The sequence below is a fragment of the Erythrobacter sp. W36 genome (genome assembly GCF_057364935.1).
The window spans coordinates 1,920,406-1,931,631 of record NZ_CP200281.1 but is presented as its reverse complement, the minus strand read 5'-3'; the positions used below and the strand labels follow the sequence as shown (position 1 = coordinate 1,931,631).

9 protein-coding genes are annotated in these 11,226 nt (G+C 60.4%); 1 reads left to right on the top strand and 8 read right to left on the bottom strand.

Features of this window, described 5'->3' with window-relative positions; all coding sequences use genetic code 11:
- Positions 1–15: 15 nt before the first annotated feature.
- From AC0V6U_RS09420 to bchF, 8 genes are read right to left on the bottom strand one after another with little or no spacing between them, the layout of a single operon-like run.
- On the bottom strand, positions 16–1,443 hold the full coding sequence (locus AC0V6U_RS09420; RefSeq protein WP_472642909.1) for a BCD family MFS transporter: 1,428 nt from the start codon (positions 1,441–1,443) through the stop codon (positions 16–18).
- On the bottom strand, positions 1,443–2,000 hold the full coding sequence (gene bchM, locus AC0V6U_RS09415) for a magnesium protoporphyrin IX methyltransferase (protein ID WP_472642908.1): 558 nt from the start codon (positions 1,998–2,000) through the stop codon (positions 1,443–1,445). Before bchM ends, AC0V6U_RS09420 begins: the two co-directional genes overlap by 1 nt.
- Positions 1,903–2,148 (bottom strand): class I SAM-dependent methyltransferase, encoded by a 246-nt coding sequence (locus AC0V6U_RS09410; RefSeq protein WP_472645801.1) that lies wholly within the window; start codon positions 2,146–2,148, stop codon positions 1,903–1,905. The genes bchM and AC0V6U_RS09410 overlap by 98 nt, the downstream gene beginning before the upstream one ends.
- Positions 2,145–3,041: a ferredoxin:protochlorophyllide reductase (ATP-dependent) iron-sulfur ATP-binding protein gene (bchL, locus tag AC0V6U_RS09405; RefSeq protein ID WP_472645743.1), complete on the bottom strand. Its 897-nt coding sequence runs from the start codon at positions 3,039–3,041 to the stop codon at positions 2,145–2,147. The genes AC0V6U_RS09410 and bchL overlap by 4 nt, the downstream gene beginning before the upstream one ends.
- Before the next feature lie 16 nt (positions 3,042–3,057).
- Positions 3,058–6,672, bottom strand: a complete 3,615-nt coding sequence (locus AC0V6U_RS09400) for a magnesium chelatase subunit H (protein WP_472642907.1) — start codon at positions 6,670–6,672, stop codon at positions 3,058–3,060.
- Positions 6,662–8,242 (bottom strand): ferredoxin:protochlorophyllide reductase (ATP-dependent) subunit B, encoded by a 1,581-nt coding sequence (gene bchB / locus AC0V6U_RS09395; protein WP_472642906.1) that lies wholly within the window; start codon positions 8,240–8,242, stop codon positions 6,662–6,664. The genes AC0V6U_RS09400 and bchB overlap by 11 nt, the downstream gene beginning before the upstream one ends.
- Positions 8,243–8,245: 3 nt before the next feature.
- Positions 8,246–9,541, bottom strand: coding sequence for a ferredoxin:protochlorophyllide reductase (ATP-dependent) subunit N (locus AC0V6U_RS09390; RefSeq protein WP_472642905.1), 1,296 nt, complete (start codon positions 9,539–9,541; stop codon positions 8,246–8,248).
- On the bottom strand, positions 9,538–10,080 hold the full coding sequence (gene bchF, locus AC0V6U_RS09385) for a 2-vinyl bacteriochlorophyllide hydratase (protein WP_472642904.1): 543 nt from the start codon (positions 10,078–10,080) through the stop codon (positions 9,538–9,540). Before bchF ends, AC0V6U_RS09390 begins: the two co-directional genes overlap by 4 nt.
- A gap of 246 nt (positions 10,081–10,326) precedes the next feature.
- Here bchF and AC0V6U_RS09380 point away from each other — a divergent pair, with 246 nt between their 5' ends.
- A complete protein-coding gene (locus tag AC0V6U_RS09380) occupies positions 10,327–11,223 on the top strand; it encodes a cobalamin B12-binding domain-containing protein (protein WP_472642902.1) in 897 nt (298 codons plus the stop codon).
- Positions 11,224–11,226: the final 3 nt, after the last annotated feature.

The following is an 11,226-nucleotide window of genomic DNA, read 5'->3' as shown; positions in this document are numbered from 1 at the left end:
TCCTCTCATTCACACTCAGGTTGGGAACTCGCGCAGTCCAAAGGGGACTGGTGCTTCGTCGTTCCCAGATTTGCGATGGCGGCCCACCAACGGGCCGAGGGCGATCAAGCCCGCCAGCAAAAGTACTATCTCGATGCAGTAAACTGTGGTGTATCCGCTCGCTCTGGTGGCCAGACCCGGGGCCAGGTCACCGGCCATGGCAACGCTAGACACGCCGTCACGAATGACGCCGCCCAGCGCAATGGCGAGGCCCGCGCAGCTTGCCTGAACCGCGCCCCATACGCCGAGCGCCAGCCCAGCGGTTTCGCGCTTGGCGATGCTCATCGCCTCAATCAATGTGCCGACCGAGAACAGGCCTAGGCCAAGCCCGATTGCGGTTGCGCCGCCAAACAGCATGGCGACCGAACCAAATGGGGCCGCAAACAGGATCAGCAGAAATGCGGTGACCCCGGCGACCAAACCCATGCCGGCAATGCGCAAAGGATCGCCGCCTTTGGTAAGCGAGCGGCCAGACAGCAGGAAGCCAAGCAATGCGCCCGCGGCCCACGCGCCGGTAAGGCCCGTGGTCGCGCCAACAGAAAGGCCAAGAATTTCGCCGCCATATGGCTCCAGCAAAGCATCTTGCATCGCAAAACCTGCTGCACCGATACCGATTGCGGTGAGAAGCCGGGCGTTGCGGCCATCATTGATAAAGGCGCGCCACAGCGTTCCAAAGGCAGGTGTCTCGCGGTTTGGCGCGGTCAGCTCTTTGTTTCGCGCTTCCTGCTTCCACAAAGCGATGACATTGAGCACAAGGGTAAGCGCAGCCGCGCCTTGGATGACCTGCACAAGCCGGGTTGCAGTAAAGTCGATCAAGAAGCCGCCGATCGCAAAGGCGGAGAACATCATGCCGATCAGCAGCATGACATAGAGCAGAGCGACTGCGCGCGGACGCTTGTCCTCCGGCGCAAGGTCGGTTGCCAAGGCAAGGCCAGCGGTTTGCGTCGTATGAATGCCGCCGCCGGTCAGCAGGAATGCGGCCGCTGAGCTGATGATGCCAAGCGTAAAGGTGTCTTCCCGCCCGAGCAGTAGCAGCGCAAATGGCATGATCGCAAGACCGCCGAACTGCATCATGGTGCCAAACCAGATGTAGGGCACGCGCCGCCAGCCAAGGACCGAGCGGTGGGTGTCAGACCGGTGGCCGATAAGCGCGCGGAATGGCGCGATCAGCAATGGCACCGCGATCAACACAGCGATCAGCCATGCGGGTGCATTCAGCTCCACGATTAGCACCCGGTTTAGCGTGCCATTGAGCAAGACCATCGCCATGCCGACGCTCACCTGAAACAGCGCGAGGCGCAGCAGGCGGGGTAGCGGCAGGTCTGCGCTCGCCGCATCTGCAAACGGAAGCCACCCAGCGGCGGCTTGAATCCATTTGACAGAAGGGGCGGAATTGCTGGCCATTATGCCTTGACGAGCTCCATTGCTTGCGAGGTGTAGAAGCCGGAGGAAACCCTGCGCGTGCGACCGACATGCCAGCCATTAAGGCGGCTCAGGCTGGCACGCAGTTCCTCTTCGTTGATCGGGACAATCGACGGTGAGCGGTCGCTCTTGGGGAAGAACTTGCCCGCCTTGTGCATCACGCCGAGCAGCGGCGTGTGCGGGGCGAATGTGAAGAGCAGCGAGGTGCCGCATTGCTCGCCCAGCTGCTCCAGCGCTGAGACAAGATCACCCAGAGGATAGTGGATCAGAGAATCCATCGCGACGGTATGGGCAAATTCGCCAAGCGCCGGGTCGAGCATATCGCCAGAACGCCAGCGGATGCGGCCATGGCCGATGAAGGATGGCGTGCGCTCGCGCGCGACCTCTACCAGACCTGCGGCGACATCAATTCCGGTCACTTCTGCTCCGCGGCAAGCGGCATCAATGCTGAGCGCGCCTGTGCCGCAGCCCGCGTCTAACACAGCTGTGCGGCGCAGATCCGTGCGGCAGCCAGCTGAGCAGAGTGGCGCGCATTTCATCGCGTCCCGCTCTCACGGTCGCGCGAATGCCGCTGACCTTTGCGTCAGAGGTGAGGTCGATCCAAGCCTTGCGCGCGGTGCTGTCGAAATAAGTCGCCAACTGGTCGCGCTGCGCATCGTAGGAAGTGGGTGAGCGTGTTGCCATCATTCAAACCCCAAAAAGTCAAAGATATCGCGGTCTTTCATCGGCTGAGCCGTGGATGGCTCAACCCCGGCCCACAGCATCGCAGCAAGGCGCATATATTCGTCTTGAGCCTGCTTAACCTCAGGGCTGTCCTCCATCTCAAACAGAGTGCATTTCTTGAGGCGCGAACGGCGGATCGCATCGACATCGCGGAAGTGGGCAAGCCGTTCCATGCCGATCTGGTCGCAGAACCTGTCAATCTCGTCGGTCTCGCGGCTGCGGTTGGCGATCACGCCGGCGAGCCGCACGTCGTAATTCTTCGATTTGGCGGCGATGGCGGCGACAATCCGGTTCATCGCAAAGATGCTGTCGAAATCGTTGGCGGCGACCACCACGGCTCGCTCTGCATGTTGCAGCGGCGCGGCAAATCCGCCGCACACCACATCGCCCAGAACATCAAAGATCACCACGTCGGTGTCTTCGAGCAAATGGTGCTGTTTGAGCAGTTTAACGGTTTGGCCAACGACATAGCCGCCGCAGCCTGTGCCCGCTGGCGGTCCGCCTGCCTCAACGCACATCACGCCGTTATAGCCCTCGAACATATAGTCGTCGGGCCGTAATTCTTCGGAGTGAAATTCGACTGTCTCCAGCACGTCGATGACGGTCGGCATCAGCTTCTTGGTCAGAGTGAACGTACTGTCATGCTTGGGGTCACAACCGATTTGCAGCACCCGGTGCCCGAGCTTTGAAAAGGCTGCCGACAGGTTGGAGGAGGTCGTCGATTTGCCGATCCCGCCCTTGCCATAGACCGCAAACACTTTCGCGCCCTTGATCTGGTCTTGCGGGTCAAGCGCCACCTGCACAGAGCCTTCGCCATCGGGTGCGCTGAAACGGGTCTTTGGATCCATCAGGTTCATAGCGTTCTCTTCCTCATCATTCCGCCGCGAAAACGCCTTCGAGACGGTCTTCGAGTTCATCACTGGCCTCGCGCAGAGCGGCGAGGGTCGCATCATCGGGTGTCCAAAGCTCGCGGTCGCACGCTTCAAGTAAGCGGCCTGCAACGCGCGCGGAGCTTTTGGGATTGAGCTCGGAAAGACGCCTGCGCATCTCTTCATCGAGCACGAATGTTTCGCTGATTTTCTGGTAGACCCACGGGGCAACCTGTCCGGTTGTGGCGGACCAGCCCATCGTGTTGGTCACATGGCCTTCGATGTGGCGCACGCCCTCATAACCGTGGTCGAGCATGCCCTCATACCATTTGGGGTTGAGCGTGCGGCTGCGGGTCTCAAGGTCAATCTGTTCGGACAGAGTGCGGACCTTCGCATTGCCGCGCGTCGCATCGAGAATATAGACCGGAGCGTCCGCGCCCTTGGCTTTGGCAACCGAACGGCTGACCCCGCCGAGCCCGTCGACATATTGGTCGAGGTCGGTCACGCCAACTTCGACGCTTTCGAGATTTTGATAGGTGAACTCGACCTTAGCGAGCGCACTTTGCAGCAATTCACGCTGCTGAACCGGCGCGCCATTGACGCCGTAGGCATAGCCCTTGTGCGTCTCAAAAGCGTTGGCGAGCTCATCCGGATCGGCCCAAACGCCGCCTTCGATCAGCTGATTGACGTTGGCGCCATACGCGCCCTCGGCATTGGAGAAGACGCGCAGTGCGGCTGTTTCCAGATCGCATCCATGCGCCTCTTGATGGGCGAGGCTGTGTTTGCGCACGAAGTTTGCCTCGACCGGCTCGTCCGCCTGAGAAGCCAGCAGCGCGGCCTCTGCCAGCATCCGCGTTTGCAGCGGCAAGAGATCGCGGAAAATACCCGACAGAGTGGCGACTACGTCGATCCGAGGACGGCCCAATTCTTCGAGCGAAATGAGCTCCGCACCGCACAAACGGCCATAGCCGTCGCGCCGAGGCTTGGCCCCGATCAGTGTCATCGCCTGGGCGATCTGGACGCCTTCGCTCTTCATATTGTCAGTGCCCCACAGCACCATGGCGAGGCTTTCAGGGAAGGGCTCGCCGCCGTTTACATGGCGTGCAATCAGTTCCTCTGCCTGCACGCGGCCTTGCTCACAGGCAAAGGCGCTGGGGATGCGGAATGGGTCAAAGCCGTGGATGTTGCGCCCTGTCGGCAGCACATCTGGGTTCGCTAAAACGTCGCCGCCGGGGGCGGGCTTCACATAGCCGCCATCAAGCGCATGGATGAGTGATGTTAGCTCATCGCAGCCATCCAGCTTTTCAGCGAGTTCATCGCGGCTCGTTTCAAGATCGCTGCTATCGGCAGCATCCACCATCGCATCGAGCATTTCCTCGCGGGCGCTGCCAACTGGCGGCTGGCCCAGCACATGGAGACCGTGCGGGATCAAAGTGCGTTCCAGCTCATAAAGCTGGCTGGCGAGCTCGCTTATGTCGCTGCATTCGATATCCAGCGCATCGCACTGATCATGGATCAGCGTTTCAAGATCAGCGCGCTCATCGCCATCGGCGCTGCTGCGCCAGCGCTCAACGCTCTGTTTCAGCTCAGCAAAGCCTTTGTAAAGGCCAGCCTGCGCAAGCGGCGGGGTCAGATAGCTGATCAAGGTTGCGGCCGAGCGGCGCTTTGCAAGAATGCCTTCGGATGGATTGTTGGCGGCGTAGAGATAGTAATTCGGCAGGTCGCCAATCAGCCGCTCCGGCCAGCAATCGCCAGTCATGCCCGCTTGCTTGCCTGGCATGAATTCCAGCGCGCCGTGGGTGCCGAAATGCAAGACGCTGTGCGCGCCAAAATCTTCGCGGATCCAGCGGTAGAATGCGCTGAAAGCATGGGTTGGCGCAAAATTGCCTTCAAACAGCAGGCGCATGGGATCGCCTTCATATCCAAAGGCTGGCTGAACCCCGACAAAGACATTGCCGAAATGCGCGCCGAGCACTTGAATGTTGGCGCCGTCGCTCTGCGCTTTGCCAGGGGCTGGGCCCCATTGGGCCTCAATCTCGGCAAGGTGAGGCTCGCGCCGCACATGCTCATCGGCGGGGATGCGTGCGGCGACATTGGCATCGCTGCCAAACCGCTCTGAATTGCCGTTGATGATTGCTTCGCGCAGGGCATCAACGGTCTCTGGCACCTCGACCTGATAGCCCTCATCAGACAGCCGCTGAAGCGTCGCATGGAGCGAGGCGAAAACGGAGAGGAAGGCGGCGGTTCCGGTAGCGCCTGCGTTTGGCGGGAAGTTGAACAGCACGACCGCAAGCTTGCGCTCGGCGCGCTGTGCACGGCGCAATTCGATCAGCTTGAGCGTCTTGTCGGCCAAAGCTTCGGCGCGCTCTGGGCAGCCCATCATCGCCCGCACATTCTCGGTCTTGGGCTGTTCGCATTTGCGCTCGCAGCCATTGCAGACCTCGCCCGGGCCAGACCGGCCACCAAAAACGCTGGGGCAGATTGACCCGTCGAGCTCTGGCAGAGCGACCATCATGGTCGTCTCTAGCGGCAGCAGGCCTTGATCGCGCGCGCGCCATTCTTCCAGAGTTTGGAACTCAATTGCGTGGGCGGCGAGATAGGGAACATCGAGATCGGCCAGTGTCTCCGCCGCAGCTTCTGCGTCATTATAGGCAGGGCCGCCAACCAGCGAAAAGCCGGTCAGGTTGACGATCGCATCGACCGTGGGCTTGCCGCGTTCCACGAAGAATTTTTCAATCGCCGGGCGCGCATCGAGTCCGCTGGCAAAGGCTGGGATGACCTTAAGGCCAGCAGCCTCGAATGCGGCGATCGCGGCATCGTAATGGCCGGTGTCGCGGCCAAGCAGATAAGAGCGCAGCAGCAGCAAGCCGACGGTTCCGTTTTTGCCAGCCTTTGCGGGCAGCAGCCGGGCGCCTTCTGAAATGCGCTGTTTGGTGCGCGGGTGATAAACCCCAACCTCTGGATATTCGAGCGGCGGCTCAGCTGCGGTCTCGCCGCGTAGGGCAATCCGCTCGCCATCGGCATAACGGTCAATCAGGCCGCGAACCATGGCGATGACGTTCTCTTCCGAACCCGCGAGCCAATATTGCAGCGTGAGGAAATAGGCCCGCACGTCTTGCGCTGTACCAGGAATAAAGCGCAAAATCTTGGGCAGGCGCCGCAGCATTTTCATCTGGCCCGCGCCAGAGCTCGCGTTTTTCTTGGGCGATCCGCGCAGCTTCTTAAGCAGAGCCAGCGGGCCCTTCGCCGGGGCGTCCATGCGGTATCCGCCAAGCCGAGTGAGCTTCACGATATCGCCAGCGGACATCAGGCCGAGCATTGCGTCACATTCTTCGCGCCGTGCCTCTAGGCTGGGCAGGATCGCGCGGACGTGATCATCAAGGAACAGCATCGTCGCGATGACGATATCGGCCTCGGCGATGGCAGCCTTGGTCCGCTCTAGCGCGTCGCCATTGCGGTCCCAATCAGCGGCCGCGTGCAGGCTCAGCGAGATATTCTCTTGGCGTAGCTCGGCATTGGCGCGGTCGGCTGCGCCTTTGAGGTGATTGTCGAGCGTGACAATCACGACCCGCACGTGCGGGCGCGCCGTGGCGGGAGAGGCGGGGGCGCTACCGTGCATAATGCGCCTTCGCATCATACAAAGTGTCTAGGTCGATCTCGGAACGGCCTTGGTCAGCAGCGAAATTCTCTGTGTTGCGGCGAGCCTTACCGCGCACGAAGAACGGGATTTTTTTAAGCTCTCGCTCTGCCTCTGCGGTCCAGATTGTATCATTTACCGCTTCGACTGGAGTTACAGCGGGCGCAGGCGCTTCTGGTTCTGCCGATTGGAGGGCTGTGCTTGTTTGCGGCATTTTTGGGGCATGGGCCGCGTGATGCGATGGCCCGGCCTCGTCGGAAAATTCAAAATCATCGCGGAACATGGTGAGCAAATGCTCCTCCAGCCCCATCACCAGCGGGTGGACCCAAGTGTCGAAGATGACATTGGCGCCTTCAAAGCCCATTTGCGGGGAATGGCGTGCCGGGAAATCCTGCACGTGAACCGGTGAGGAAATCACCGCGCATGGCATACCGAGCCGCTTGGCAATGTGCCGCTCCATTTGCGTGCCGAGCACCAGCTCTGGCTGGGCCGCCATAATCGCGTCTTCAACCTCCATGTGATCATCGGTGATCAGCGGTTCGACATCGTAAAGCTTGGCGGCGGCGCGAATGTCGCGGGCAAATTCGCGGTTGTAACAGCCGAGGCCGCAGACCTTAAAGCCGAGCTCTTCGTGAGCGATTTTCGCGGCGGCAACCGCATGGGTCGCATCGCCGAAGATAAACACGCGCTTGCCGGTGAGATAATTGGAATCGACCGAGCGGCTCCACCATGGCATCCGGGCGGAATCGTCGCCGAGCGCAGAAGTGGGATCAACCTCTGCTAACTCGGCGACTTCCGCGATAAACGCGCGCGTTGCGCTGACGCCTATCGGGACCGTGCGAACGGCTGGCTGGCCAAACTCTCGTTCGAGCCAACGTGCCGCTTCATCTCCAATTTCGGGGTAAAGAACGATATTGAAATCGGCCGCGCCGATTTGTGTGATGTCCTGCGGGCTGGCGCCCAATGGCGCCTCCAGGTGGATGTCTACGCCCAGCGCATCCAGAATCTTGCGGATCTCGACCAGATCATCGCGGTGGCGAAAGCCGAGCGCGGTAGGACCTAGCAGATTGACCAGCGGGCGGCGGCCTTCGCGCGGTGCGCGCTCCACCTTGCGATCGGCGAGCGTGCGGACGATTTGGTAGAAGCTTTCTGCAGCGCCCCAGTTTTCCTTGCGCTGATAGCTTGGCAGCTCCAGCGGAATGACGGGGCAGGGCAGGTCCATAGCCTCTGACAGGCCGGCGGGATCATCCTGGATCAATTCCGCGGTGCAAGAGGCCCCGACCATCATCGCCTGCGGCTGAAACCGGGCGGCGGCATCGCGTGCGGCGTCTTGAAACAGCTGCGCTGTGTCTTTGCCCAGATCGCGCGCTTCGAATGTCGTGTAGGTTACCGGCGGACGCTTCCCGCGCCGCTCGATCATCGTGAACAGCAGATCGGCATAGGTGTCGCCTTGCGGGGCGTGCAGCAAATAGTGCATGCCCTCCATCGCGGTGGCGACCCGCATGGCCCCAACATGGGGCGGTCCTTCATAGGTCCAGACGGATAGCTGCATCGCCTAAACCCTCAACACATCGCGGCGCCGAAGCGGCCGGGCAAAGAGTTCAGCAAGATCGCCAGCCTGCTCAAACCCGTGAATGGGTGAGAAGACGAGCTCAATCGCCCATTTGGTCGCAAAGCCTTCCGCTTCCAGAGGATTGGCGAGGCCGAGGCCGCATACCGTGAGATCAGGCTTGTCTTCGCGCACTCGGTCGAGCTGGCGATCAACGTGCTGCCCTTCGCTCAGACGAGCGGATTGCGGCAACAATTCCAGCTCGCGCGCAAGATGCGTGCGGTGCAGATAGGGCGTGCCAATCTCAACCGGCTCCATCCCAAGCTCTTGATTGAGGAAGCGCGCCAACGGCACCTCCAGCTGCGAGTCTGGCAGGAAGCTGATGCGTTTGCCGTTTAGTTGCGCCGCGCTGTGCTCAATCGCCCGTTTGGCGCGTTCACGCGGGCCAGCGATCACGCTGTTGAAGTGCATTTCATCAATGCCAAATTCGCGCGCAGCGGCTTGCAGCCAAGCGGTCGTACCTTCCGCGCCAAATGGGAACAGAGCATCGAGACGCTGCGCCCCGCGCGCTTCCAAAGCCATGGCGGTTTCTGCCAAGAATGGTTGAGCCAAAAGATAGCGGGTTTGCGGGCCGAGATTGGGCAGATCGCTCGCTTGGCGTGCGGGCAAAGCGCCAACACGCTTGATCCCGATCTGGTCAAACAGGCGCATGAATTGGTCTTCGACAATATCGGGCAGCGAGCCGACGATCAGCAGCTCTTTTTCGCCGTTTGGATCGCCCGCTGGCATCTCTGGCACAAGCGAGGCGAGGCAGGCGTCTTCGCCTTGCGTGAAGGTCGTCTCAATCCCGCTGCCGGAATAGTTCAGAATGCGCACGCTGGGGTTGTATTTTGTGCCCAGACGCTCGGCCGCTTTTGCTAGGTCGAGTTTGATCACTTCTGACGGGCAAGAGCCAACCAGAAACAGCGTTTTGATATCGGGGCGGCGCGCCAGCAGCTTGGTGACAACGCGGTCGAGCTCATCCTGCGCATCGACCATGCCGGCCAGATCGCGCTCTTCCATGATCGCGGTGGCAAAGCGCGGCTCGGCAAAAATCATCACGCCAGCGGCGGATTGCAGCAGGTGAGCGCAAGTGCGCGAGCCAACCACCAAGAAGAACGCATCCTGCATCTTGCGGTGCAGCCAGATGATCCCGGTCAGGCCGCAAAACACCTCGCGTTGGCCGCGCTCGCGCAGGACCGGCGCACGCTCCAGCGTCGCAAGCTCTGGCGCGCAGCCCGATGCTGGTGGAAGCGCGTTCATGCCGCCACCGTATTGTTAGGAGCCGCTTGAAGCCGCGCAGCGCGCAGCTTTAAGAGGAATTGCCCAGCGTTGATGACATAGGCTGCATAGGCCGCCAACGCGACTATCATGCGCGCCTCGACCGAGCCAAAGCCGCCGAACAGCATCACGAGATAGAGCGTGTGCAAGGCCAGAACGAGCATTGAGAACACGTCTTCCCAAAAGAACGCCGGCGCAAACAGCCAGCGATCAAACACAACCTTCTCCCATACGGAGCCGGTGATCATGATCGTGTAGAGCGTGAGCGTTTTGATAACGACAGAGATATCAGCCGCGCCTGCGCCTTCGCCGCTCATTAAGAAACGAATCACCAAAACCAGGCTGATCAGGAAGACGAGAAACTGAAGCGGGGCGAGTACGCCTTGGATGGTGGTCCATACCGACTCGTCGCGTCTGCGGCGCTCTTCCGCGGTGTAGAGCGCCCCTGAGCTTGTCCCTCTTGCGCCGCCTTCGCGGGCCAGTTGGGCCGTGCCATCGAGTCTTGGGTTATCCCATCCCATGTATGCGAAATACCTCCGCTTTCAATTCATGGCTTACGCCCTCTTTTACACGTGTGTCAATCTAGCTTGACGACAATTTAAATGGACAGTGTCTCGCGGGGCTGATTTGCCAGCCTGTCAAAAAAGGCGTACAGTCCAATGTGTTGGTGGGATTGGATTCGTTTTGTCCGCTCGCCCCCATTGGCATTGACGCGATCCGCGCCGCATCCAGACCTTGGCTGGTTTGGCAGACCGGGAGAGTCTGTAATGGCATCAGTGATTGGGGCTGGCTCAGCCGCCTTACGCAAAGTGATCAGCGAACCCTTGGCAAGGCGGAAGCGCAAAGCGCACGTTTTGAGCGATGGTGAGCAAGCCTCGCTCGCAAGCGACTCGATCGACGCGATTATCGAAAGCGAAATTTTGCCGCGCCTGCTGATGGCGCATTCATCGGGCGGCGCAGCGCCGGGGGGCGGAAGCGCTCACGAGATTGATGCATTGGATGCAAGCCGATTTGCCTCGATGCCGCTCCATTCCGAAGCCGCCGAATTGTTGGAAGAGGTCGACGCTTATCTTGCGGAAGGCGTTAGCGTTGAGGCGATCTATATTGATCTGCTCGCGCCCGCTGCGCGCAAACTGGGCAGTCTTTGGGAAGCCGACGAGTGCGATTTCGTTGATGTCACAATGGGACTTTGGCGCTTGCAAGAAGTGATGCGCGAGATTGCCGTGCGCTCGCCGCCAGTTGTGAAAGCGCTGTCTGCACCGCGCTCGATATTGATTGCTCCAATTCCCGGCGATCAGCACAGTTTTGGAGCGATTATGCTCGATGACTTGTTTGTTCGGGCCGGTTGGAAAAGCGAAGTTTTGGTCGAACCAGGACGCCGCGAATTGCTCAGCCGCGCTGGGCAAAAACCGTTCGATGTGGTGGGATTGACCATATCTCGTGATTGCCCTAGCGCCGCGATCACCCACATGATCAACGCCTTGCGAAGCGTTGCCGCGAACCCTCATATGCGAGTGCTCATTGGCGGACGTGTGGTCAATGAAAACCCTGATCTGGTCGCAGAGGTCGGAGCCGATGGCACAGCGCTTGATGCCCGAGCAGCTGTTGAAATAGCTGAACAATTGGTTCGGGAAGCGATTACGAGTGTGCATCAAACGCAATAGACT

Coding starts and splice junctions, on each gene's coding strand:
- AC0V6U_RS09420 (WP_472642909.1), bottom strand. CDS start 1,443: ATGGCCAGCAATTCCGCCCCTTCTGTCAAATGGATTCAAGCCGCCGCT.
- bchM (WP_472642908.1), bottom strand. CDS start 2,000: ATGAAATGCGCGCCACTCTGCTCAGCTGGCTGCCGCACGGATCTGCGC.
- AC0V6U_RS09410 (WP_472645801.1), bottom strand. CDS start 2,148: ATGATGGCAACACGCTCACCCACTTCCTACGATGCGCAGCGCGACCAG.
- bchL (WP_472645743.1), bottom strand. CDS start 3,041: ATGAACCTGATGGATCCAAAGACCCGTTTCAGCGCACCCGATGGCGAA.
- AC0V6U_RS09400 (WP_472642907.1), bottom strand. CDS start 6,672: ATGCACGGTAGCGCCCCCGCCTCTCCCGCCACGGCGCGCCCGCACGTG.
- bchB (WP_472642906.1), bottom strand. CDS start 8,242: ATGCAGCTATCCGTCTGGACCTATGAAGGACCGCCCCATGTTGGGGCC.
- AC0V6U_RS09390 (WP_472642905.1), bottom strand. CDS start 9,541: ATGAACGCGCTTCCACCAGCATCGGGCTGCGCGCCAGAGCTTGCGACG.
- bchF (WP_472642904.1), bottom strand. CDS start 10,080: ATGGGATGGGATAACCCAAGACTCGATGGCACGGCCCAACTGGCCCGC.
- AC0V6U_RS09380 (WP_472642902.1), top strand. CDS start 10,327: ATGGCATCAGTGATTGGGGCTGGCTCAGCCGCCTTACGCAAAGTGATC.